Raw genomic sequence first — 24,610 nt, forward strand, 5'->3', positions numbered from 1 at the left:
GGACACCTGGTTGGATCGCGGCCCAGCCGCCCGCCCTAGCCTGGCGGAGTCGCCACGAGGAAGGAGCAGTGCGGATGCCCACCCGCAACCCCCGTACGGTCGTCACGTTCCCCATCGTGCTGAGGGAACTGACCGTCCTGCGCGTCACGGATGTCACCCCGGGGATGCGGCGCGTCACGCTCGGCGGCGCACAGCTGCGCGCCTTCCACCGCGACGGATTCGACCTGCCGCCGCTGCGCTCGGAGGGCTTCGACGACCACGTCAAGTTCTTCTTCGCCGCCGCCGACGGGGACCGTCCCGTCCTGCCCCGCCAGAACATCAGCAGCCTCGACTGGCCGGAGGGCGAACGCCCCATCGCCAAGGACTACACCCCGCGCCGCTACGACCCCGACGCCGGGGAGATCGACTTCGATTTCGTCCGGCACGGCGCCGGGCCCGCGGCATCCTGGGCCGAACAGGCCACGCCAGGACAGACCGCCTGGATCGCCGGGCCGAAGATGTCCCACCACCACCCCGAGGGCGCCGACTGGATCCTGATCGCCGGCGACGAGACCGCGCTGCCCGCGATCGGCCGGTGGCTTGCCGAGATGCCGGAAGGCGTCAAGGCCAAGGTCTTCATCGAGATCGGCGACGACACGCACCGCCAGGACCTGCCGACCCGGGCCGCCGCCGACATCACGTGGCTCTCGCGCCAGGGCGCTCCGGCGGGCACGACGGACCTGCTGGAGCGGGCGGTCAGGCAGATGGACTGGCTGCCGGGCACCGTCTTCGCGTGGGCGGCGGGCGAGGCGGTCACCCTCAAGGGACTGCGCCGCCACCTCGCCGCCGAGCGCCGGGTGCCGCGCGAGCAGACCCACATCACCGGCTACTGGCGGCTGAGCGAGGCTCCGCACGCCGTACCGGAGGAGGACGACGGCGCGCACGAACGGCTGCACCAGCTCACCGACCTGGCGCCCGGCTTCGCCATCAGGGCGGCGGTCACGCTCGGCCTGGTCGAGCTGGTCCACTCCGGCGTGTGCGAGCTCGCCGGCCTGGCCGAGCGCACCTCGACGGACCCCGCCGCGCTCAGCGCGCTGATGGACTACCTGGTCTCGATCGAGGTGTTCGCCGCCGGGCCGGGCGGCCGGTACCGGCTCACGCCCGTCAGCGAGGAACTCGTCGAGGACGACCACTCCGCCGAGGAGTACCACCTCGGCGGCGCGCGGGCCGCGCTCGACCTGTCGCTGTCCGGGCTGGTGCGGACGCTGCGCACCGGCCGGGCCGGGTACCGGACCGAGGCGGGCGAGCCGCTGGCGGCGGCGATGCCGTCCGACGCGCGCCTGGGCGGCTCGGCGCGCGAAGCCGTCGAGGAGAGCGCCCGCTGGGTCGCGCCCGGCGTGCTCGGCGCCTACGACTGGGCCGCGGTGAAGTCGCTCACGGCGGGCGGCAACGGCGCGGCGACCATCGTGAACGCCCTGGTCAAGGCCGACCCGGGGCTGCGCGTGCGGATCGCGGCGATGCCGTCGGCGCTCGGCGTGCTGCGTGAGCGGATCCTCGACGCCGACGTGCTGGAGCGGGTGGAACTGGTCCCCGCGGTGGATCCCGTGCCGCCCGGCGGGGACGACACCGTCCTGCTGGCGCACGCGCTGACCTGGCTGTCCGACGAGGACGCCGGACTCGTGCTCGCCGAGAGCGCGAGGAGGCTGCCCGCGGGCGGGACGCTGGTCCTGGTGGAGGAGTTCAGGCCGGAGGGTCTCGACGATCCCGACGTGGTGCTGCACGACCTGCGGCTGCGGTGCGCCTTCGGCTCCGGCCTGCGTACGGCCGGCCGTATCGGGGAGCTCGCCGAGCGGGCGGGACTGCGCGTGCGGACGGCCCGCGACATCGGGTGGGATCATCGGATGTGGGTCATGGACGCTTCGGCGGAGGATCGGTGAAGGCGGACGGCGTGGTCCTCGTGCACGGCGGGATGCACGGGTCGTGGTGCTGGTCGCGGGTGCTGCCCCGGCTGGAGTTACCCGCCGTGGCCGTCGACCTGCCCCGCGACGCCGGCCTGGACGGGTGGGCGGACACCGTCGCCGATGCCGCGTCCGGCATGCGGGCGGCCGTCGTCGTCGCCCACTCGCTGGCGGGCATCGTGGCGCTCCACGCGCTGGCCCGCGCCGGGGACCGGTTCCGCGGGGCCATGTTCGTCGCCGCCGTCGTCCCGCGCGACGGTCAGTCCTACTTCGGCACGCTCCCGGCGCCCCTGAACCGCCTGCGCGACCTGCTCGGCGTCGGCAGCCGCGGCGACATCGTGATGCCCGCACCCCTCGCCCGCCTGCTGCTCTGCCACGACCTGCCGCCCGACGACACCCGGACGCTGGTGGGCAACCTCACGCCCGAACCGGTCGCCGTCCTGAACACGCCGGTACGGCACCGCCTCCCCGACGGCGTCCGCCTCGCCTACGTGCACACCACCCGGGACCGGGCCCTCTCGCGCCGCGCCCAGGAGCGCTACGCGGCCCGCCTCCACCCGGCGGCCGACCGGCTGTACCTGGACTGCGGCCACAGCGCCTTCTTCAGCCGCCCGCACGAACTCGCCGCCCTGGTCAACACGTGGTGCGCCGGCTGACCCGGCCTCACGCCGGGCGGATGCGGATGACCGCGGCCTCGCCGGTGACGCCGACGACCTCCAGGCTCATCTTGTTGACGACGGTCGTGTCGCCCGCCCCGCAGGTCAGGCCCCAGAAGGCGGCGGAGTTCCCCGTCGGGCCGGTGACGGTGGCGGAGCACCCGCCGTCGCTGGAGAACTTCGTCCCGATCATCGGCGCGACGAACGAGACCGTCTCGTCCTCGATCCCGGTCACCTTGAGCGAGCTGAGCCCGAACCGCTTGGGCAGCGGAACCCTGGCCGAGCCGTTCACCCGGACCTCGCAGGTGCCGTCGGCGCACGCGCGGGTCTTCGTACCGTCCTTGGGACCCGAAGGTGACGGCGTGGGGGTGGCGGTGGGGGAGGACGTGGGGGTGGCGGCGGCTGAGGGGGAGGTCGCGGGGGCGGACGGCGCGGCGCGCTCCGGGGCGGCCGGTGAGCACGCCGCCACCATGGCGAGCACAGCAGCGGACAGCATTGCGCGGGTGACCCGCGAGCCAGGCATGCCAGCATTCAACACCAAGCGCTGACCACGAGAGCGGCCCTTTCGTCAAGAGGGCCCGGCGATCACGCGCCCGCCGTGGCACGCGCGCTCTGGCAAGGCCGCCAACTCAGGGTCGCCAACTCAGGGTCGCCCAGCCTGAGCGTCAGGCGGTTCCTCCTCGCGGTCGTGGAGCCGGGCGCTGATGACCGCGCCGATCTCGGCGAGCGGTCCCGGCCGGGTCAGGTCCTTGGGATCGCAGGCCACGTCGTGCGCGTCGATGACGCCGGTGACATGCGGGCGCCACGCTCCGGCCGGCCGGCGGTCGTGGAGGGTGTCCGCGGTGGCCCGGAAGTACAGGGCGTCGCCCTGGTACACCCTCGTGTCGTGGGCGCGTACCAGCCGGTCGGTGTTGAGGTGGACGTCCCTGAGCTCGGCCAGGGCGCCCGCGGGCAGACCGGCCAGCGGGCTGCCCTCCCCGCGCAGGATCTCCGCCACCCGCTCCAGCGTGAGCGCGGCGCCGGGGGCGTGGCCGTCCATGGCCAGCAGCGCCTCCAGCGCCTCCGCCTCGTCGGGGGGCGGCAGCTCGCGCAGCGCCTCGGCGGGCCGGGCGTCGAGGATCGCCAGCAGCCGTACGTCGGCGAGCAGCACGGCCAGTTCCTGGGCGATGACGCCGCCGGTGGACCAGCCGAGCAGATGGTACGGGCCGTCGGGCTGGACCGACCGGATCTGGGCGGCGTAGTCGGCGGCCAGCTCCGTCAGCGAGGCGGGCGGCGGGTGGCGGCGGGCCTGCAGGGCGTAGACCGGGCGGTCCGGCAGGTGCTTGATCAGCCCGCCGTAACACCAGCCGAGCCCACCGGCCGGGTGCACGGCGAACAGCGGCGGCCGCGAGCCCGCCTGGCGCAGGGGCAGCAGCACGCCGAGCGGGTCCGCGCGGGTCCCGCCGTCGATCAGGCTCAGCAGGGCGGCCGGCGTCTGCGCGGCGAACAACGCGCCGACCGGGAGCGTGGTCCCGAGCACCTGGCCGATGCGGTCGATCAGGCGCACCGCGGCCAGCGAATGCCCGCCCAGCTCGAAGAAGCCGTCGTCGACGCCGGCCCGCGGCAGCCCCAGCACCTCGGCGAACAGCTCACACAGCATCGCCACCCGAGGACCGTAGGGCGCGCGTGCCGGTGCGGCCTCAGTGCCGGGATCGAACGGCGCGCGGGTCAGCGCGATCGCCGCGCCAGGACCGTGCGGTGCGCGCGCCGTTGTTCCGGCCCGGCCGAGTTCCCGGTGTCCGGTGTGGACGAGGGTGCCGTCGCGCCGCCAGGTGGCCAGGCCGCCGGTGCGGTACATGCGCGAGCCGGGCGGGCCGAACGGGTCGGCGACGAACCGCTCGGCGGTCAGGCCGGGCCGTCCCAGGTAGCCGCGGGCCAGGGCGGGGCCCGCCGCGTACACCTCGCCCGTCACGCCCGGCGGGACCGGCTGCAGCCGCTCGTCGAGCACGTAGACGCGCGGGTCGCGGCCGTCCTCACGCGGCCCGCCGTCGTCGCGCGGCCCGCCGGTGACGTGCGGACGGCCGGTGAGGTGCGGACGGTTGCTGACGTGTGGACGGCCGGTGACGTGCGCGCTCGTCTCGGTGAGGCCGCGCACGGTGACCGTCCGGGGTCCGTCCGGCCGCCAGTCGCGCACGCGCGTGGCGTCCAGGACCGCACCGTTCAGGATCACGTAGCGGAGCGGCAGCTCGCGGCCGTCGTCGTCGGCCATGAGCCGGTCGAAGGCGGAAGGGGTCAGGTTGAGCACCGTCACCTTCTCCCGCCGCAGCAGGGCGAGCAGCTGGAGCGGCGAGCGGCCGACCGGGTGCGGCACCACGACGAGGCGGCCACCGGACAGCAGCGCCCCCCACAGCTCCCGGGGCGAAAGGCCGGAGGACGCCCACACGTCGCGGCGGGTGAACCCGAGCGAGGCCCCGGTGTCCGACAGCAGCCGCAGCACGTTGCGGTGGGTGACGAGCAGCCCGGCCGGGCCGGAGGAGTACGTCACGTACGCGGGATGCTCGGGCCGCAGCGCACGTTCCGGGTTGTGGCCGAGCCAGTCGCCCAGGTCCTCCAGCCAGCTCTCGTCCACCACGCAGACCGGGCCGGCGTCGGCGAGCACGGCGTCGACGCGCTCGCGGGAGTCGGACGGGTCGAGCGGCAGGCACGCCGCCCCCGCCTTCAGCACCGCGAGGATCGCCACCACCAGGTCGGGCCCGCGCGGCAGGTCCACCGCGACGACCGCCTCGGGCCGCGCGCCGTGCGCGATCAGCTTGTGCGCGAGCTGGTTGGCGCGGGTGTTGAGCCTGCGGTAGGTGAGCGCGCCGACGGCCTTCGCCTGCGGGGTACGCCGCGCCAGCGCCTCGAACCGGCCGGGAACCGTGTCCCCGGTGACGGAGACGGGCTCCGGGTCGGCGCCGCCGGTCAGCCAGGCGCGTTCGGCGGCGTCGAGCAGGTCGAGGCGGCCGATCGGCAGGTCCGGCTCGGTCACCGCCTGACCCAGCAGGCCGGTGAAGCGCGTGGCGAGGGACCGGGCGCTGTCACGGTCGAACAGGTCGGTGCTGTACTCCAGGAAGCCGTTGCCGCCGGTGTCCAGCCGCAGGGTCAGGTCGAACGCGGCCGTGCCGGTGTGCACCACGCGGGCCTCCGCGGCCTCCCGCACCACCAGCATCACCTGGAACAGCGGGTGCCGGTCGCGGGCGCGGACCGGGTTCAGCGCCTCGACCAGCCGGTCGAAGGGCAGTTCCGGGTGGTCGAAGGCGGCCAGGTCGGCCTCGCGTACCCGATGCAGCAGCTCGGCGAAGGTGGGGTCGCCCGAGGTGTCCGCGCGCAGTACGAGCAGGTTGGCGAACGAGCCGACCGCCCCGCTCAGCGCGCCGTCGTGGCGTCCGGCGACCGGTGTGCCGGTGGGGATGTCGGTGCCGGCTCCCAGCCTGGTCAGCAGGGCGGCGAGCGCGGCGTGCAGCACCATGAACGGCGTGGCGTGGCTGCGGCGGGCCAGGTCCAGGGCGCCGGTCCAGACCTCCGGCGCGATCGCGATCGGCACGGTGTCGCCCGCGCCGGTGGGAACGGCGGGCCGCGGCCGGTCCGTGGGCAGGTCGAGCCGCTCGGGCAGGCCCGCGAGTGCCTTCGTCCAGTGCTCGCGGCCCGGTTCGCCGAGATCGAGCTGCCACAGCGTGTAGTCGGCGTACTGCACCGGCAGGGGCTCGAACCCGGGACTGTGCCCGGCGGCGCGCGCGGCGTAGGCGGTCTGGACGTCGCGCACCAGCGGGCCCGCCGACCAGCTGTCACCCGCGATGTGGTGCAGGACCAGCATGAGGATGTGCTCGCGGGCGCCCAGCCGCAGCAGGTGCGCGCGGAAGGGCGGCTCGCGGGTCAGGTCGAAGGCGCGGCGGGCGATGGTGCGCATCGCCGTCTCCGGCATGTCCGGCTGCCACATGGGCAATGCCACCGGCGCCGGCAGCCGGATCTCCTGGTACGGCACGCCGTCCCGGTCGGGGAAGACCGTGCGCAGGATCTCGTGCCTGGCCGCCACGTCGGCCAGCGCCGTGGCCAGGGCCTCGCGGTCCATCGGCCCGCTGAGCCGTACCGCGATGGGGAGGTTGCAGGCGGGCCCGCCCCCGTCGGCGCGGTGCAGGAACCACAGCCGCGACTGCGCGGAGGACAGCGGCATCGGCTGCGGCCTGGGCCGGCGCCGCAACGGGGGCCGCGCGGCGCGGTCGGCCGGCAGCCGGGCGGCCAGCTCGGCGGGCGTGGGGCCGGAGAAGACCTCCCTGACCGGCAGCCGCACGCCGAAGCTCTCCCGGATGCGCCCGGCCAGCCGCCCCGCGAGCAACGAGTGGCCGCCCAGGTCGAAGAAGCTGTCGCGCGGCCCGGCCGCGACGCCCAGCACCTCGGTGAACAGCTCGCACAGGGCCCGTTCCGCGGCCGAGCAGGCGTCGGTGTCCCGCCCGGCGGCGGCGACGGGCGGGGGCAGGGCGGCGCGCTCCAGCTTGCCGCCGGGCGTGCGGGGCAGCGCGGCCAGCGGCACGATCGCCGCGGGCGTGAGCGCGGCGGGCAGGTGTTGCGCGGCGTGCTCACGCACGAGAAGAGGGTCGGCGGCGGACGTCACGTAGCCGATCAGCCGGTCGCCGTGCACGGCCACCGCGGCCGCGCCGACGTCCGGATGGCTTTCCAGCACGGCTTCGATCTCGCCCGGCTCGATGCGCAGCCCGCGCAGCTTGATCTGCTCGTCGCCGCGGCCGAGCAGTTCCAGATGGCCTTCGGCGTCCCATCGGGCCAGGTCGCCGGTGCGGTAGAGGCGCTCGCCGCCCGGCGCGGCCACGAACCGTTCCGCGGTGAGCGCCGGCCGGTTGAGATAGCCGCGGGCCAGACCGGCGCCGGACAGGTACAGCTCGCCGACGACTCCGGGCGGCGCGGGCAGCAGGGCGCCGTCGAGGACGTGGACGCCGGTTCCCGCGGTGGGTCCCTCCCGGCCGTCGCCGAACCAGGTGTAGGCGTCGACGGTCGCCTCGGTCGGCCCGTAGTGGTTGACCGCCCGCGTACGCTCGCGCAGGGCGCGCCAGATCTGCTCCGGCACGGCCTCGCCGCCGACCACGGTGACACGCGGCGGATCGGCCAGCAGCTCGGGCAGTTCCTTCAGGTGCGACGGGGTGACGTCGAGGCAGCCGATGGCGTTCTCACGCACGTACGCGGTCAGCGCGGCGCCGTCGCCGTGGATGTCCTCGCCGATCAGGTGGAGCTCATGGCCCAGCACCATCCACAGCAGCGGGTCGAGGGCGGCGTCGAAGGAGAACGACGCGGTGTGCGCGACGCGCAGCCGTTCCCCGCCCGGGATCAGGCGCTCGCGGTGACCGGCCAGGAGCGCGGCCAGGCCGCCGTGGGTGGCGACGACGCCTTTGGGCTTGCCCGTGGAGCCGGAGGTGTAGATGACATAGGCGGCGTCGCCGGGGTGCGGTTCGGCCATGCGGGTACGCGGGGTCTCGCCCTCCTGCGCCCAGCCGGGGGTGATCACGATCGAGGGGGCGGCGTCGGTGAGCATGAGGCGCCGCCGTTCGGCAGGGTAGGCGGGGTCGACCGGCAGGAACGCGGCCCCGCAGCGCAGCACCGCCAGCAGTGCCACGACCAGTTCGGCCGAGCGGGGGAGGGCCAGGGCGACGATCTGGCCGGGTCCGGCTCCTTCGAGCACGAGCTGGCCGGCCATGTGGTCCACCCTGGCGCCGAGTTCGGCGAAGGTCAGCTTCTCGTCCCTGGTGACCAGGGCGAGGTCGTGCGGCGCGAGCCGTACCCGCTCCTGGAAGGCGGCGACGACGGACGGCGGCGCGGCGGGCGGGCGGCGCGGCGCGGGCAGGGCGGCGCGGTCCTCGTCGGTCAGCAGGTCCAGGCGGCCCAGGGGGGTGCCGGCGGGCATGTCGGCGAGTGCGCCGAGGAAGCGGGCGAGGCGGCGGGTGTGCGCGGCCAGGGACTCGGGGGTGTAACGGGCGGCGTTGCCGTCGAGGTCCAGGATCAGCTGGTCGCCGTCGAAGCTCAGCGTGATGGCGACGTCGTCCACCGGTCCGGCGGCGAGGTTGGTGACGGTGCCGGAGGATCCGGCGAACTTCACCTCGGTGGGGAACGGCTTGATGTTGAGCATCGGGCCGGACAGCGGGTGCCGGGTCCCGGCCAGCCCGAGGTCACGGCGCAGGTCCTCGCCGCGGTAGCGGCAGTGCGCGCGCGCCTCGGCGATCCGCCGCGCCGCCTGCTCCACGAGCGAGCCCAGGGTACGGCCCTGCCGCACGTCCAGCCGCAGCGGCAGCACGTTGACCGCCAGGCAGGGCACCCGCAGCCCGGCGCCGGAGCGGTTCATCAGCGGCAGCCCGATCACCACGTCGGTGGTCCCGGTGACCCTGCCGACGTAGCAGGCGACCCCGGCGGCGGCCACGTCCGCCCAGGTCGCGCGGGCCTGCCGGGCCAGGGCGTCCCAGTGCCGCGCGGGCGGCAGGGCTTCGCGGCAGCGGAGGACCTCGTGGGCCGGGGTCGGCGGCTCGCGGGTGAGCCCGACCGGGTCCGGGCGGCCGGCGAGCCGTTCCAGCCAGTAGGCCCGGTCGGCGGCGAACTGCCGGGACCGGCGGTAGTCCCGCTCCTGGGCCAGCACGGGCGCGAGGGTGCCGAACGGGCTGGGCCCCGGCGCGAGCGCGTCGGTGAGCGCCGAGTAGATCTCCGCCACCCGGGCGACCAGGAGCGAGAGCGCGTAGGCGTCGATGAGGATGTGGTGGGCCCGCAGGTACCAGACCGTGTGCTCGTCGGACAGGCGCAGCAGCGCGTGGTGGTGCAGGGTCCCGGTGACCACGTCGACGGGGGCGCGGGTGCCGGCGCGCATCCACTCCTGCGCCGCCGCCTCCGGGTCGGGCTCGCCGCGCAGGTCGAGCAGGACCAGGCGGCCGCTGACGGAGTCCCAGTCGGGCACGTACTGGGCCGGCTCCTCGGTGAAGCGCAGCCGCAGCGGCTCGGCCTCGGCCAGGCACCGCCGCAGCGCCCGCTCGAAGCGGGCGGCGTCCAGCGGCCCGTGGATGTCGATCCGGTCGGCGGCGTTGTAGAGGGGGTTGCCGGGGTCCAGGCGCTGGGCGAACCAGATGCCCGCCTGAGCCCCGGTCAGGGGCATGGTCATGCCAGCAGCTCCGCCCAGGCCGTCAGCGTCGGGCGCTCGACCAGGTCGGGGAAGGACACCTCCGCGCCCTCTGCCCGCCACCGCTCGGCCAGGGTCATCAGCCGGATGGAGTCCATGCCGGCCGCGAGGAGGTCGTCGTCGGGGCCGATCTCCTCCGGCTCGACGTAGAGCAGTTCGGCGACCTGCGCGCGCAGCCGCCGGGCCGTCTCAGACACCGGCCACCTCCCTGCTGAGGGCACGGCTGATCTGCGCGGTCGTCGCGGTGACCGCGCAGCGCTCGGCGGCGTAGCGCAGCGCCATCTCGTGGTGCTCCAAGGAGAAGTCGGCCACCGCGTCGGCCACGACGAAGGGCTGCACGTCCCGCATGAAGGCCTCGCACGCCGTCATCAGCACGCCGATGTGGGCGTAGACGCCGCAAATGATCAGTTGGTCGCGCCCCTTGTCCTTCGTCAGGCCGGCCAGGTCGGTGCGCTGGTAGGCGCTGTACCTCCACTTGGTGATCACCACGCCGTCGCCGCGCGGCGCGAGCCCGGCCACGATCTCGGCCTCACGGGGGTCGGCGCCGACGCCCTCACCCCAGAAGTCGCGCAGCAGGCCGCGGTCCTCGGTGTTCTGCGCGCCCGGCTGCGCCGAGTAGACGATCGGCACGCCCAGGTCCGCGCACCGCGCGCGCAGCGCCAGGACGTTGGCCATCAGTTCGATCAACGGAGACTGGCCGGGGGTGAAGGCGTCGAGGAAGTAGTTCTGCATGTCGTGGATGAGCAAGACGGCCCTGCGCGGGTCGGGGCGCCAGGCGACGCGGTTGGCGGGTACCTGACTGGGCATCGGATAGGGGGCGATCTCGGGAATGGCCATGATCGTCAGGTCCTCTCGCGGAGATGTCGCTTGCTCACCTTGCCCACGGCCGTGCTGGGGAAGGCGTCGACGTATTCGAACACGTCGGGGATCTTGAAGGTGGCGATGCCGCGCTCGCGCAGGAACGTGCGCAGCTCGGCCTTGGGCGGGGGCGGGCCGGCGCAGATGACGTAGGCGCAGGCGCGTTCGCCGAGGTAGGGGTCGGGCAGGCCCACCACGCTCACGTCGTGGACCGACGGATGGGCCAGCAGGTGGTTCTCCACCTCCTCGGCGGCGATCTTCTCACCGCCGCGGTTGATCTGGTCCTTGGCACGGCCCTCGACCACCAGGTCGCCGGTGGGCGTGAGCCGTACCAGATCGCCCGTGCGGTAGAAGCCGTCGCCGGTGAAGGCGTGCGCGTTGTGCTCGTCGGCGCGCCAGTAGCCGCGGATCGTGTACGGCCCGCGGGTGAGCAGTTGCCCGTCGTCCTCCACCACGACCTCGTCGGCGGGGGACAGGGGGCGGCCCTGGGTGGAGACGATGACGTCCTCGGGGTCGTCGAGCCGGGTGTAGTTGACCAGTCCCTCGGCCATGCCGAACACCTGCTGGAGGGTGCAGCCGAGCTCCGGGCGTACCCGCCTGGCCACCTCCTCGCTGAACTTGGCGCCGCCCACCTGCAGGACCTCCAGGCTGGACAGGTCGTGCGCGGTGTCGGCGGCGGCGCGCAGCCACAGCAGCGCCAGCGGCGGCACCAACGCCGCGATCGTGACCCGTTCGGCTTCGATCAGCGGGAAGCAGGTGCTCGGGCTGGGGTCGGGCGCCAGGACGGAGGCGGCGCCGGCGCTCAGCGCCCCGAACACGCCCGGCGAGCTCATCGGGAAGTTGTGCGCGGCGGGCAGCGCGCACAGGTAGACGCTGTCGCCGCTCAGCCCGCACAGGCGCGCGCTGGCGCGGAAGCTGTAGATGTAGTCGTCGTGGGTGCGCGGGATCAGCTTGGGCAGTCCCGTGCTGCCGCCCGACAGTTGCAGGAACGCCACCTCGCCCGGATCGCGGCCGGGCAGCTCCACCGGCTCGGCCTCGGGGAGCTCGTCCAGGGTGATCGACGGCGTGCCCGGGGCGTACGCGCGGTGGGCCTCGTCCGGGCAGATGTAGGCCACGGCCTCGGTGAAGCCGCAGAAGTGGGAGATCTCCGCCGAGCGGTGCGCGGGCAGCGCGAAGACCGGCCACGCCCCGAGCCGGTAGAGGGCGAAGCAGACCTGGTGGAACTGCGGCACGTTCGGCAGCTGCACCACGACCCGGTCGCCCGGCCCTATGCCCCGCGCGCGCAGCCCGGCGGCCAGGCGGTCGGCGCGCTCGTCCAGCTCGCGAAAGCTCCATCGGGCCGGCGGCGCGATCAGCGCCGTCCGCTCCCCGTGGCGTCCGGCCAGCTCGCGCAGCAGGTCGCCGAAGCTGATGCCGCTCCAGTAGCCCGCGGCCCGGTAGCGGGCCGCCTCCTCCTCAGTCCAGTGCATCGGTGCCCGCCCCCAGCGCGTCCAGGACCGTGCGGAACTTGCTCGTGGTCTCGGCCAGCTCCCGTTCCGGGACGGATCCGGCGACGATGCCGGCGCCCGCGAACAGCCGTACCGTGTGCTCGTGCACCTCGCAGCAGCGGATGGCGACCGCCCACTCGCCGTCGCCCGCGGCGTCGCACCATCCGGCCAGGCCGCTGTAGAAGCCGCGCTCGACCGCCTCCAGCTCGCCGATCACCCGGCGGGCCGCGGCCTGCGGGGTGCCGCACACGGCCGGGGTCGGGTGCAGCGCCGCGGCCAGCGTCAGCACCGACGTCGCCGGGTCGCGCAGGGTACCGGTGATCTTGGTGGACAGGTGCCACATCGTCGCGGTGGAGGTGAGCTGCGGCGCCTTCGGCACCTCCAGGCTGTCGCAGTATCGGCTCAGCCGTTCGGTGACGGCCTCGACGACCAGGCGGTGCTCGTGCAGGTCCTTGGCCGACTCCAGTAGCGCGGCGGCCCGGCGGGAGTCCTCCGCGGGGTCGGCGCTGCGCTCGGCCGAGCCCGCGAGCGGGTTGCTGAGGACCTGTCGGCCGTGGCGGGCGACGAGCAGTTCGGGGCTGGCTCCGGCCAGGGTGCTCCCGCCGGGCAGCGGTGTGGCGAAGGAGTAGCCGTGGCCCAGCAGGGGGCGCAGCAGGTGCCGCAGGCTGATCGGCTCGTCGGAGCGCAGTTCCAGGGTGCGGGCCAGGACGACCTTGTCCAGGTTTCCCGCCTCCAGCTCGGCCAGGGCCAGCCGTACCGCCCGCAGGTACGCGGCGGGTGCCGGGGTCTGCCTTCTCCACCAGCGCCCGCTGGGCACCGGCGGGGCGGCGGCCGGCAGCGGCGCCGACCAGGCCGACTCGGTGGGGATGAGCAGGTGCGCGGTCCCGTCGAAGGAGATCGCCCCGGCGGCCGGCCCGCCGGACCGACCCAGTAACGCGGGCAGCCGGTCGGCGAGGGTGGCCAGCTCGCCGCCGGCGATCGTGGATCTGCCCCGCGTGAGCAGCGTCCCCCGCGGGGAGGCGAACAGCACCGACCGGGTGCGCTCGTATCCCGCAAGCGGGTCCGCGGCGGTGGTCAGACTTTCCATCGAGTTCCAATCACTCAGGAGCGCAGGGTGGCGCCGCCGTCGACGAGAAGGTCGTGCAGGGTGATGTGCCGTGAACGCGCGGAGACCAGGAAGAGCACGGCCTCGGCGACGTCACGCGGTTCGGCCACGCGGCCGAGGGGGATGCCGGTGCGGAAGGTGGCCAGGTCTCCCGCGACGGGATCGCCCCCATGGAGCGCGCGCAGCATGGCCGTGTCGGTGGAACCGGGCGAGACGATGTTGCAGCGGATGCCGTGCCCGGCCAGCTCCAGCCCCAGGCATTGGGTGAACGCCCGCGCGGCCGCCTTGGACGCGGCGTAGGCGGCCATGCCGACGCGGGGGATCGTGGCGGCGTTGGAGCCCACGGTGACGATCGATCCCCGCCGCCGGGGGATCATGCGGCGGGCGACGGCCCGGCAGGTGTGGAAGACGCCGTCGGCGTTGACGGCGAACGTCTGCCGCCAGCGCTCGTCGTCGGTGTCCTGCGCGCGAGCAGGATGTAGCACTCCGGCCACGTTGACCAGGATGTCGATGGGGCCGAGCTCGTGCTCCACCCGGTCGACCAGGGTGTCCACCGCGCGCGGGTCCCGTACGTCCAGCCGGTACGGCGTGCCGTCGAGGTCGGCGGCGGCCACCGTGGCGCCCGCCTGGGTGAGTGTGCCGGCGACGGCGGCGCCGATGCCCCTGCCCGCGCCGGTGACCAGAGCAACGGAGTCCCCGATGCCATCCAATCCTGAAGCCCCTCGTAGGTCAGAATGAAGTTAGGTAAGGCTAACCTAATTTGTACGTTTGCCGGACATCTGTCAAGACTGTCCGGGTCTTCAGTGGCCACCGCCCGGCCCATGCGGATCCATGGCCGCCACCTGCTTCGGCAGCACCACGAACGGGCGCATCATCTTGTGGTCCTCGTGCTCGTAGATGTGGCAGTGGTGCATGAAGCGCCCGACCGAGCCCGTGAACCGGCCCACCGTCGTGATCATCTCGCGGAAGCCGACCGCGATCACGTCCTTCCAGCCGCGTTCCTCCGGCCGCAGTGGCTCGGCCTCGAGGATCTTGATCGGCTTCTCCGTGCCGCCGCCCAGCCGGGTGGAGCCGCTGGTCGTGAAGTACTTGAATCCGGACGCGTCCAGCCGCAGCCGCTCCTGCGCCTGGAAGGAGAATCCGTGGGCGTGCATGGGATGCGGCACCCCGCTGCCCTCCAGCGACACGAACCGCCAGGTCTCCCAGTCGCCGTCGGCCACGTGGAAGGCGACCGGGTCCGGATAGTCCCTGGACAGCCTGCGGTAGGTGGTGACCTGCCCCTTCGCGTCCTCGAACTGGACGATCCCGTCGGCGGGCAGCGGTCCCGGCGGCGCGTCGACGCGTTCCATCTCCCACATCTCCGCGTTGATGGGGAAGGCCGGGGTGATGAGCACGAGCCGCTCCTTGTGCTGGGGCAGGGCCGCGGGGTCGACCTGCTCGAAGCTCGCGCTGATCTTGGGAGGCAGCGTGAACCGCGGCGGGTGCCGGTCCTTACCCACCCGGAAGTTGATCACCTCGGGCACCGGCGAGGCGATGAACGAGGCGTCCACCCACCGCAGCGACCGGCCCTCCAGCCCGGTGAAGTCGACCAGGACGTCGGCCCGCTCGGCCGGCGTGACCAGCACCCAGTCCTCGATCGGCACGGGCGCGGGCAGCAGCCCGGCGTCGCTGCCGATCTGGAACACCCTGCCCGGCACCGGCTGGCCGTCCTGGTCCACCAGGCGCAGCAGGTAGGGACGGATGCTGGAGGCGTTGACGATCCTGAAGCGGTACCACGCCGGTTTGACCTCCGCGTAGGGCCAGACGGTGCCGTTGACCAGCGTGTAGGGGCCGGTGAAGGAGCGTACGACGGTCTCGGTCTGCTGCGGGTACTCCGTGATCTTGTGCAGCAGGCGGCCGTTCACCTTGCCGTCGGCATCGGTGTCGAAGTTGCGGTCGCACAGCACGAGCGGGATCTCGTACGGGCCGGAGGGCAGGCCCAGGTCGCGTTCCTCGTCGTCGCGGATCAGGTACAGGCCCGCGGTCAGCCCGGTCATGGTGTTGAACCGGGTGATGTGCATGGCGTGGTCGTGGTACCAGAGGGTGGCCGAGCGCTGGTCGTTGGCGTACTCGGCGAGCTGCGCGGCGCCGGGCGGGACCGCGTTCTCGGCCCAGCCGTCGTTGCCGCCGCCGGTGTGCGCGCCGTGCAGGTGCACCACGGCCCAGGGCGGCAGGGCGGCCACGTCGGCCCTGGGCGTCGCGCCGCTCCTGCCCGGCAGGTCCCAGACGGGCACCGGGCCCGGTGCCGCGCGGAGCTGAACGGCGGTGACCGGGTAGGCGCCGCTCAGGGCGTTGGCCCAGGTGACGCGGAGCCGTTCGCCGCGGTGTACCTCGATGGTCGGGCCGGGGAAGTGGCCGTCGTAGGCCCACAGCGTGGTGGGCGGCAGGTCCGCGTGCAGGCGGGCGGTCACGGCGCGCATGGTGACCGTCAGCGTGGACAGGCCGCGCTCGCGCCGCACTCTGGCGCGGGGCGGGATGCGCAGGCGGTCGCGGTAGGGGCGTAACTGGAGCACGTCGCCGGTGGCGGCGGCCGGCCGGACGAACACCGTCGCGGCGCCCGGTTCGCGGGTCACGGCCTCGAAGGCGGGAGCGTGCGTGGCGTGGGCGCGGAGGGGCGCGGCCGCGGAGCTCGGGCTGAGGACGGCGTGCAGGCCGTACCCGCCGGCCACGCCGAGGGTGGTGGCGCCGGCGAGCAGGCTGCGCCGGGAGATCGAGGGTTGGTCCGACATCGGGCGGCTCCCGGGAAAGGGGTAGAGATCCGAGCCACGAAGTTAGGTTAGGCAAACCTAATAAACAAGACTCTTCAAGGCTTGAAATGCGGACGGAACCACCTATGATCACGCGCCCGTCCGGGGGGCGGATGTTCTCCTCGGAGGCTCTTGTCAGAGAACTTAGGTTAGCCTAACCTAAGTTTGCTTCGTCCCGTCCGGGACGGTCAGGGGACCTTTCAGGAGGCGGACCACCCGCGATGGCAGCAGATTCCACACCGGCGTCCTACGCACAGCGAGCCCTCTGGTTCCTCCACCGCTGGAACGGCCCTTCGGCGACCTACAACATGCCCTTCGCGCTGCGCCTGAACGGCATGCCCGACGAGCTCGCGCTCCGCCGGGCGCTGGCCGACGTCGTGGCCAGGCACGACATCCTGCGCACGGTGATCGCCGCCGCCGGCGACGAGCCGTGCCAGCGCGTGGAGGCGGGGTGGCGGGGCGACCTCGTGGTCGTGGACGTCGCGGAGCCGGAGGTGGGGGAGCGGGTGCGCGCGGCGGTGGCGCGGCCGTACGACCTGGAGAAGGAGCCGCCCTGGGGGGTGTGGCTGTTCCGGGTGGACGGCGGGGCGCCGGTGCTGCTGTTCGTGCTGCACCACGTGCTGGCCGACCAGTGGTCGTTCCAGGTGCTGGCCAGGGACCTGCACGTGGCCTACCGCGCGCGCCGGGCCGGGGGAGCGCCGTGGTGCGCGGCGCGGACCGCGCAGTACGGCGAGTACGCGCGGTGGCAGCGCGAGCGGCTGGGGGACAAGCGCGATCCCGGGTCGCTGACCGCCCGGGAGATCGCGCACTGGCGGCAGGCACTCGACGGCCTGCCCGAGCACATCCCCCTGCCCGCCGACCGCTCCGGCACCGGTGACGAGGGCGCGGACGTGGCGTTCGCCCTTCCGCCCGCCACCGCCGCGGCGCTGCGTACCCTGGCCAGGCAGAGCAAGGCCAGCCCGTTCATGGTGCTGCAGGCCGCCGTCGCCGCGCTGCTGCACCGGCTCGGCGCGGGCGACGACATCCCGCTGGGCGTCGCCGTCTCCGGCCGCGACGAGCCGCGCTGGGACGACCTCATCGGCCTGCTCGTCAACTCCACGGTCCTGCGCGCCGACCTGTCCGGCCGGCCCACACTGCGCGAGCTCCTCGCCCGCGTGCGCGAGCGCGGGCTGCGCGCCTACGGTCACCACGTCATCCCGTTCGACCGCCTCGTGGACGGCCTCAACCCGGCCCGCTCACCCGGTCACAACCCGTTGTTCCAGGTCATGACCGTGTACGAGAAGGCCGACGGGCGCCGGTTACCGCTGGACGACCTCCTCGGCCAGGTCATCCCCGTCCCCGCCGAGACCGCCAAGTTCGACCTCACCTTCGCCTTCGTCGACCACGCAGGAGACGGGCCGCTGCAGGGGGTGCTGGAGGGGGTGCTGAACGTCGCCACCGCCCGTTTCAGCCCCGCCGCCGCCCGGACCCTCGCCGACCGGCTCGTCCGCCTCATCGAGGCCGCCGTCGCCGACCCCGACCTCCCTCTCCACCGCGTCGACCTCCTTTCCCCGGCCGAACACCGCGACCAGCTCGCCCTCGCCCAGGGCCCGCCGCACCGGGTCGCGGAGCCGGAGACCTGGGTGACCCGCCGCTTCGCCGAGCGGGCCGCCGCCCATCCGGAGCGGATCGCCGTGGGGCACCTGACCTACGGCGAGCTCGACCGCCTCTCCGGCGTCCTGGCCGCAAGGCTGGCCGAACGGGGCGCCGGACCCGAGAGCGTCGTGGCGCTTCCGCTCCCCGCGGGGGCGTGGGGCCTGGTCGGCGTCCTGGCCACGCTGAAGGCCGGCGCCGCGTTCCTGCCGCTCCATCCCGACCATCCGCCCGCCAGGAACGCCGCCATCATCGCCGACGCCGGGGCCCGCCTCGCGGTGACGGCCGCCGGATCGCCGCCCCTGCCCGCGGGTGTCGAAGCCGTGCGAGCGGACCGCCTGGACAGCGACGCGTCCGGAGCGCCCGCACAAGCGGACCGCGTGGACAGCGAGGCGTCCGGCGGGCCCGCACCTGCGGACCATCTCGGCCGCGACGTGTCCGGCGGGCCCGCACGGGCGCTGCCCCACCCCGGCCAGGCCGCCTACGTGATCTACACCTCCGGATCCACCGGCCGGCCCAAGGGGGTCGTGGTCGGCCGGGCCGCGCTGGCCGCGTACCTGTCGTGGGCGGGTGAGCGCTACCCGGGTCTGGCCGGGACGGCGCTGCTGTCGGGCCCGCTCACCTCCGACCTCAACATCACCAGCGCCCTCGGGCCGCTGACGGCGGGCGGGCGGGTGGTCGCCGGTGAGTTCGCCGAGCCGGTCGAGGGGCTGACCTTCGCCAAGTGCACCCCCAGCCACCTCGCCCTGCTGGACGGCGCCCGTGGCGACGCCCTGGGCGGACCGCACACGCTCGTGGTCGGCGGCGAGGCACTGACCGGCGCCCACCTGCGGGACTGGCACGCGGGCCGCCGGGAGCCCGGCGCCCGGACCGCCGTGAACGAGTACGGCCCCACCGAGGCCACCGTGGGCTGTATCGTCCACGAGCTCACCGACGCCGGCGAGCTTCCTGCCGGGACGGTGCCCATCGGCGTCCCCGCTCCCGGCTGCGCCGCCCATGTGCTGGACGAGGCGCTGCGGCCGGTGCCGCAGGGCGTGACGGGCGAGCTGTACCTCGGCGGCGACCAGCTCGCCCGCGGCTACCTCGGCCACCCCGGCCTGACCGCCTCCCGCTTCGTCGCCAGTCCCTTCGCCCCCGGCGAGCGCCTCTACCGCTCCGGCGACCTGGCCCGCCGCCGCGGCGACGGCCTGCTGGAGTACCTCGGCCGGGCCGACGACCAGCTCAAGATCCTCGGCAACCGCATCGAGCCGGGTGAGGTGGAAGCCGCGCTCACCACCCACGAGGACGTCGTCCAGGCCGCAGTGGCCGCCCACGGCGCCCGCGCACGCCTCATCGCCTACGTGGTGTCCCGCTCGGCCGCCCTGGACCCCGAGGAGGTACGCGCCCACGCCGCCCGCCTCCTGCCCCAGGCCATGGTGCCCGCGCACGTCGTGGTGCTGGACGCCCTCCCGCTCACCCGCGCCGGCAAGCTCGACCGCACCGCCCTCCCCGCGCCGCAACCGCGAGCCCCGGCGGCGGGCCACGGAACCGCGGCGGAACAGCGGTTGTGCCGCCTGTTCCGCGAGGTGCTCGACCTGGAGCGGGCAGGCCCCGACGACGGCTTCTTCGCGCTCGGCGGCGACAGCATCGCGGCCATCCGCCTCGTCGGCCGCGCGCGGGCGGCGGGCCTGCGCTTCACGGCCCGGGACGTCTTCGTCCACCAGAGCCCCCGCGCCCTCCTGAAAGCCACCACGAACGAGCCCCCGCCCCGCGAACCGGGCTCCGGCGAGGTGCCGATCACCCCGATCCTGGCCGAACTGCTCGCCAGAGGCGGCCCGTTGACCGGCTACACACAAGCCCGAGTCGTGAACCTGCCCGCCGGCATCACCCCCGCCATCCTCACCGCCGCCGTCCAGGCCGTGCTCGACACCCACGACGCCCTGCGCTCGCGCCTGGTGCCCCCAGGCGGCACCGGCGGCTGGCGGCACGTGATCAGGGAACCCGGCGCGGTCCGTGCCGCGGACGTCCTGGCCTCCGAAACCGACGAACAGCGAGTCTCGGCAGGCTTGGACCCGGTGACGGCCGAGGTGGCCGCCTTCGCGCGGCTGGACTCCCGCAGGTTGCTGATCGCCGTCCACCACCTGGCCGTGGACGCGGTCTCGTGGCCGGTCCTCCTGCAGGACCTCGCCACCGCCTGCGACCAGGGTGTACGCGGCGAGCCGATCAGCCTGCCCGAGCCGGGCACGACGCTACGCGCCTGGGCGGGCCACCTCCACGACCGGGCCGCGGCCGGTGAGCCCGGCCTCGCCTATTGGCGCGACCTGGCCCGTGACGCGGGCGCCCCGCTCGGCGGGCGGCCGCTCGACCCCGCCCGCGACACCGTCGGCAGCACGCGATCCCTGCTCACCACCGCACCCTTCACCGCCCCGGGCGCCGACGCCCAGGCGACGTTGCTGCTCGCCCTGGCCCGAGCCGTACCCCGCTGGCACACCGGCGGCGAGCCGCCGCTCCTGATCGAGGTCGAGGGGCACGGGCGGGAGGAGTCGCTGCTGCCCGGCGCCGACCTCTCCCGCACGGTCGGCTGGCTGACCAGCCAATACCCGGTCAGCCTCCGCCTCGGCCCGCACGACGAGATGCGAGAGCGCCTGTCACCCGAGCGCGGCGTCGAATACGGCCTCCTGCGCCACCTCAACCCCCGCACGGAACAGGTCCTCGCGTCCCTGCCACGGGCGCAGATCGGCTTCAACTACTGGGGCCGCGTCCACGACCGGGCGGAAGGCTGGCAGTCGGTTGAGCAGGACGAAGTCGTCCGCGGCCACGCCGACCCCGCGCTGCCCCTCCCGCACTGCCTGGAGATCAACGCCGTGCTCCGCGAAGGCCCCACCCTGCACGTGCAATGGACCTGGGCGCAGGAGCTTCTCACCGAGGCTGAGGTGAGCCGCCTGGCCGGCCTCTGGCACGAGGAGCTGAGCGGAGCGGCCGGCCCGCTCATCGACGACCTCGATCCGGCCGAACTGGACCGGCTCCAGCGCGAGTGGAGGCACGCATGACCGCCCTGGAGGACGTTCTCCCCCTCAGCCCGCTCCAGGAAGGCATCCTGTTCCACTCCGGCGGCGGCCACGACCCCTACGTCGTCCAGCTCGACCTGGAGCTCGACGGGCCGCTCGACCCCGGACGGCTGCGCGCCGCCGGCCAGGCCCTGCTCGTGCGCCATCCCAACCTGCGGGCCGCGTTCGTGACCCGCGCCTCCGGCCAGGCGGTCCAGGTCATCCCGGCCGAGAGCGTCCTGCCCCTCCACGTGTACGGCGAAGCCGGCCGGGACGCCTACGCCCGGATCAAGGCGGCCGACGCGCTCCGGCCGTTCGACCTGACCGCCTCGCCCTGCCTGCGCATGACCCTGGTGACCGTGGAGGGGCGGCACCGGCTGCTGTTCACCTACCATCACCTGCTGCTGGACGGGTGGTCGAACTCGCTGGTCGTCGGCGACCTGCTCCGGCTCTACGAGAGCGGCGGCGATCCGGGGCGGCTCGCGCCCGCGCCGCCGTACCGCAACTTCCTGGCGTGGCTGCGCGAGCGGCGGCGCGACGGGGGCGACGACGCGGCGCTGGCCGCCTGGCGGGAACGGCTCGCCGGGCTCGACGGGCCGACGCTGGTAGGCGTGCCGGACGCGCCGCGAGGCGTGCGGCCGGAGCGTTCGGCCGCGCAGATGAGCGAGGACACATCCGCCGCGGTGCGGGAACTGTGCCGGACGGCCGGGGTCACGCTCGGTACGGCGGCGCAGGCCGCGTGGGCGCTGGTGCTGCGGACGCTCACCGGCCGCGGCGACGTCGTCTTCGGGCTGACGGTCTCCGGGCGCGACGCCGAGGTGGCCGGCATCGAGTCGATGGTCGGGTTGTTCGTCAACACCGTCCCGGCGCGTGTGGTGCTGGATCCCGCCGAGTCCGTGGCGGGGCTGCTGCGCCGGGTGCGCGACGATCACGCTCGCACGCTCGGCGCGCAGCACGTGGGACTGGCGGCGGTTCAGCGGGCGGTGGGACGGCGGGCGCTGTTCGACACGCTGGTGGTCGTCGAGAGCCATCCGGTGGACGCGGCCGTCCTGGACGGGCGGTCGTACGGGGGGCTGCGGCTGCGCGGGGTGAGCGGTACCGACGCCACGGGGTATCCGCTCACGCTGATCGTGGTGCCGGGGGCGCGGCTGCGGCTGACGGTCGACCGGCTGCCGGGGGCGCTCGCCGGTGAGCCGCCGGATCTGGCGGAGCGGGTGGCCGCCGTGCTCGCCGCGATGGCCGCCGATCCGGGGGCCAGGGTCGTGGACGTGCTGCCGGAGCAGGCGGGTCCCGCCCGGGGGAGCGCGGTCGCCGTACCGGAGATCGATGTGGTGCGGATGTTCAGGGAGCAGGCGGCGCGGCACCCCGACCGGCCCGCGGTCCGCGACGAGCGGCAGGTCATCACCTACGCCGAGCTGGACCGGCGCTCCGAGCGGCTGGCCGGGGCGCTGCGCTCGCGCGGCGCCGGGCCCGAGCGGCTGGTGGGCGTGGCCCGCGCCCGGTCGGCCGAGCTGGTGGTGGCGTTGCTGGCCGCGCTCAAGACGGGCGCCGGATACGTGCCGCTCGACACCGAGCAGCCCGCCGCCCGGTCGCGCGCGATCGTGGACGACACCGGACCGGTGTACGTGGTGACCGAGGAGAGCTTGCCCGGCACCGACGGGGTGCTCGACGAGGAGCATCACCCGGACCGGGTCGCCTACGTGCTGCACACCTCCGGCTCCACCGGACGGCCGAAGGGCGCCGCCATCACTCACCGGGCGCTGGCGAACCGGATCCGGTGGATGCAGCACGCCTACCCGCTGCGGGCCGATGACCGGGTCCTGCAGAAGACGCCCGCGGGCTTCGACGTGTCCGGGTGGGAGTTCTGGTGGCCGCTCACCCACGGCGCCCAGCTGGTGATGGCGCGGCCCGGCGGGCATCGCGACCCCGCCTACCTGGCCGAGGTCATGCGCGGGGAGCGCGTCACGGTCGTGCACTTCGTGCCGTCGATGTTGCGGGAGTTCCTGGACGGGCCCGGCAGCGCGGACCTTCCCGGTCTCCGGCGGATCGTCTGCAGCGGCGAGGCGCTGCCCGGGGACCTGGTGGAGCGCGCGCGGGCCGTCCTGGGGACGGTGGCGATCGAGAACCTGTACGGCCCGACCGAAGCCACCATCGACGTCACCGCGTTCGAGGCGAACACGGAGGCGGTCGTGCCGATCGGGCGGCCGATCTGGAACACCGCCACCTACGTGCTGGACACCTGGCTGCGGCCGGTGCCCGACGGGGTGGCGGGCGAGCTCTATCTGGGCGGGGTGCAGCTCGCGCGCGGCTACCACGGGCGCCCGGGACTGAGCGCCGGGCACTTCGTCGCCTGCCCGTCCGGCGCCGGTACGCGGATGTATCGCACCGGTGACCTGGTACGCCGCCGGGCCGACGGGGTGCTGGAGTTCCTGGGCAGGATCGACGGCCAGGTCAAGATCCGGGGCGTACGGGTGGAGCCCGGGGAGGTGGAGGCGGCGCTACGGACCCATCCCGGGGTGCGCGACTGCGCGGTCCGTGCGGCGCGCCGGGTTGACGGGGGCACCTACCTGGTCGCCTATGTCGTCGGGCGGGACGGGGAGGTGGAACCCGGCGTGTTGCGCGCGCACCTGGGCGGGTTGCTGCCCGCGGCGATGGTGCCCGCGCTGTTCGTGCCGATCGACGCGCTGCCACGGACGGCCAGCGGGAAGGTGGACGGGGGCGCGCTGCCCGATCCCGGCTCACCGTCGCGCGGGACCGGCCGGCCGCCGGCGGGGGCGGCGGAGGAGCGGCTGTGCGGGTTGTTCCGTGACGTGCTGGGGCTGACGGGCGAGGTCGGGGCAGAGGACGACTTCTTCGAGCTCGGCGGGGACAGCATCACGGCGATGCGCCTGGTCAGCCGCGCGGGGGCGCCCCTGTCGGTGGGCGACGTCTTCGACCACCGGACCCCGGCCACCCTGGCCCTCCTGCTCGCGAAAGGCGGACCGGCGCCGGTAGCGAAAGCGGCCGAGCTGCCGCTGGCCGCACACCGGCTACGGCGCTCCGGGCTGCCGGTCGAGTCGTACCTGATCACCGGGATGGTCGAGGGCCGGGCGCTCGCCTCCGTCGCGGATCTGGACGATGCGGTACGGCTGGCCATCGCCACCCCGGACCGCAGGCCGTGGCGGGCCACGATCGTCCCCCGGGCCGCGGATCTGCTCACGCACGACGGCACGGATCTGGCCGGCGCGCTGGAACTCGCGCGCAAGGGCGTGGACCTGGCCGCAGGAAGGCCCTTGCGGGTGGTCGCCGTCGCCGGGCGGCTGGTGGCGGTCGCGCACGCCGCGGTGTTCGACGAGGCGTCCCTGCACCGTGTCCTGCACCAGCTTTCGACCGGAGAAGCGGCACAGGGCGGCGCGCCCGAACACCTTCAGGCCAGTGAGGATGATCTCGAAGGCTGGCTCGGGCTGCTGGCCAAGGGCACGGCCGAGGTGTTCGGGCCCTGGTCGCCCGGTGTCGGGCCGAGGTTCAGGATGTCGGCGCCGGTCGGCGCGCTCACGTCCGCCGACATTCTCGCCGCTACGGCGACGTGGCTGGGGCGGCCGACGCTGGTGGCCGACCTGGAGATCACCCCGGCTGGCGGTCTTAGCCGGATATATCCGGCTTTGGTGGGCGAGAAGTCACCGGCCGACCCCTTGAAGTACGAGATCTTGCACCTGCTGCATCCCCAGGGCGGCGCGGCGCTGCGCGGCCACCCCCGACGCCAGATCCTCATCCGCCGGAGCCTGTTGGAACCCCTCGCCGACGAGGGCCGGTCCGACGCGCCCGAGCAGCACTACCCCCTGGTCATCTCCCACGCCGAGCACGCGGGCCGCCTCTGGGTGGCCGGCGACCCCGCCGTGATCGGCCGCGACGCCGCGGCCGGCCTGCTGGGCCACTTCCCCGTCTGAACGCGATCTCTGGAGAC

At 74.4% G+C, this 24,610-nt stretch carries 12 protein-coding genes; 4 read left to right on the plus strand and 8 right to left on the minus strand.

From position 1 onward, the window contains the following. Window positions 1–74 precede the first annotated feature (74 nt). Window positions 75–1,916, plus strand: coding sequence for an SIP domain-containing protein (locus ACFWY5_RS30210; protein ID WP_379635952.1), 1,842 nt, complete (start codon window positions 75–77; stop codon window positions 1,914–1,916). After that, on the plus strand, window positions 1,913–2,593 hold the full coding sequence (locus tag ACFWY5_RS30215; protein ID WP_379635954.1) for an alpha/beta fold hydrolase: 681 nt from the start codon (window positions 1,913–1,915) through the stop codon (window positions 2,591–2,593). Before ACFWY5_RS30210 ends, ACFWY5_RS30215 begins: the two co-directional genes overlap by 4 nt. A 7-nt stretch (window positions 2,594–2,600) precedes the next feature. On the opposite strand, the gene ACFWY5_RS30220 is transcribed toward ACFWY5_RS30215, so the two are convergent. The 8 genes from ACFWY5_RS30220 to ACFWY5_RS30255 form a co-directional block, all read right to left on the minus strand. Beyond that, on the minus strand, window positions 2,601–3,116 hold the full coding sequence (locus ACFWY5_RS30220) for a hypothetical protein (protein ID WP_379635956.1): 516 nt from the start codon (window positions 3,114–3,116) through the stop codon (window positions 2,601–2,603). Between the two features lie 120 nt (window positions 3,117–3,236). Then, the gene (locus ACFWY5_RS30225; RefSeq protein ID WP_379635958.1) at window positions 3,237–9,755 is read right to left on the minus strand and encodes an amino acid adenylation domain-containing protein; all 6,519 of its coding nucleotides are present in this window, start codon (window positions 9,753–9,755) and stop codon (window positions 3,237–3,239) included. Beyond that, window positions 9,752–9,970, minus strand: coding sequence for a phosphopantetheine-binding protein (locus ACFWY5_RS30230; RefSeq protein WP_379621142.1), 219 nt, complete (start codon window positions 9,968–9,970; stop codon window positions 9,752–9,754). The genes ACFWY5_RS30225 and ACFWY5_RS30230 overlap by 4 nt, the downstream gene beginning before the upstream one ends. Continuing rightward, window positions 9,963–10,610 carry an isochorismatase family protein gene (locus ACFWY5_RS30235; RefSeq protein WP_379635960.1) on the minus strand — a complete coding sequence of 216 codons (648 nt, stop codon included), beginning with the start codon at window positions 10,608–10,610 and terminating at the stop codon, window positions 9,963–9,965. The genes ACFWY5_RS30230 and ACFWY5_RS30235 overlap by 8 nt, the downstream gene beginning before the upstream one ends. 5 nt (window positions 10,611–10,615) lie before the next feature. Next, the gene (locus ACFWY5_RS30240; protein WP_379635962.1) at window positions 10,616–12,100 is read right to left on the minus strand and encodes a (2,3-dihydroxybenzoyl)adenylate synthase; all 1,485 of its coding nucleotides are present in this window, start codon (window positions 12,098–12,100) and stop codon (window positions 10,616–10,618) included. Next, window positions 12,087–13,205 carry an isochorismate synthase gene (locus ACFWY5_RS30245; RefSeq protein ID WP_379635964.1) on the minus strand — a complete coding sequence of 373 codons (1,119 nt, stop codon included), beginning with the start codon at window positions 13,203–13,205 and terminating at the stop codon, window positions 12,087–12,089. The genes ACFWY5_RS30240 and ACFWY5_RS30245 overlap by 14 nt, the downstream gene beginning before the upstream one ends. Window positions 13,206–13,219: 14 nt before the next feature. Beyond that, the gene (locus tag ACFWY5_RS30250) at window positions 13,220–13,933 is read right to left on the minus strand and encodes an SDR family oxidoreductase (protein ID WP_379621150.1); all 714 of its coding nucleotides are present in this window, start codon (window positions 13,931–13,933) and stop codon (window positions 13,220–13,222) included. A 90-nt stretch (window positions 13,934–14,023) separates the two neighbouring features. Further along, window positions 14,024–15,991, minus strand: coding sequence for a multicopper oxidase family protein (locus tag ACFWY5_RS30255; protein ID WP_379635966.1), 1,968 nt, complete (start codon window positions 15,989–15,991; stop codon window positions 14,024–14,026). 239 nt (window positions 15,992–16,230) lie between these two features. Between ACFWY5_RS30255 and ACFWY5_RS30260 the strand changes: the two genes are divergently transcribed. Further along, window positions 16,231–20,670, plus strand: coding sequence for an amino acid adenylation domain-containing protein (locus tag ACFWY5_RS30260; protein WP_379635968.1), 4,440 nt, complete (start codon window positions 16,231–16,233; stop codon window positions 20,668–20,670). Next, window positions 20,667–24,593 (plus strand): amino acid adenylation domain-containing protein, encoded by a 3,927-nt coding sequence (locus ACFWY5_RS30265; protein ID WP_379635970.1) that lies wholly within the window; start codon window positions 20,667–20,669, stop codon window positions 24,591–24,593. Before ACFWY5_RS30260 ends, ACFWY5_RS30265 begins: the two co-directional genes overlap by 4 nt. Window positions 24,594–24,610: the final 17 nt, after the last annotated feature.

Origin of the sequence: Nonomuraea sp. NPDC059007, from assembly GCF_042740555.1 — a bacterium.
In the GTDB taxonomy this organism is placed as follows: Bacteria; Actinomycetota; Actinomycetes; order Streptosporangiales; family Streptosporangiaceae; genus Nonomuraea.

Coding starts and splice junctions, on each gene's coding strand:
- ACFWY5_RS30220 (WP_379635956.1), bottom strand. CDS start 3,116: ATGCCTGGCTCGCGGGTCACCCGCGCAATGCTGTCCGCTGCTGTGCTC.
- ACFWY5_RS30260 (WP_379635968.1), top strand. CDS start 16,231: ATGGCAGCAGATTCCACACCGGCGTCCTACGCACAGCGAGCCCTCTGG.
- ACFWY5_RS30235 (WP_379635960.1), bottom strand. CDS start 10,610: ATGGCCATTCCCGAGATCGCCCCCTATCCGATGCCCAGTCAGGTACCC.
- ACFWY5_RS30265 (WP_379635970.1), top strand. CDS start 20,667: ATGACCGCCCTGGAGGACGTTCTCCCCCTCAGCCCGCTCCAGGAAGGC.
- ACFWY5_RS30240 (WP_379635962.1), bottom strand. CDS start 12,100: ATGCACTGGACTGAGGAGGAGGCGGCCCGCTACCGGGCCGCGGGCTAC.
- ACFWY5_RS30255 (WP_379635966.1), bottom strand. CDS start 15,991: ATGTCGGACCAACCCTCGATCTCCCGGCGCAGCCTGCTCGCCGGCGCC.
- ACFWY5_RS30245 (WP_379635964.1), bottom strand. CDS start 13,205: ATGGAAAGTCTGACCACCGCCGCGGACCCGCTTGCGGGATACGAGCGC.
- ACFWY5_RS30225 (WP_379635958.1), bottom strand. CDS start 9,755: ATGACCATGCCCCTGACCGGGGCTCAGGCGGGCATCTGGTTCGCCCAG.
- ACFWY5_RS30210 (WP_379635952.1), top strand. CDS start 75: ATGCCCACCCGCAACCCCCGTACGGTCGTCACGTTCCCCATCGTGCTG.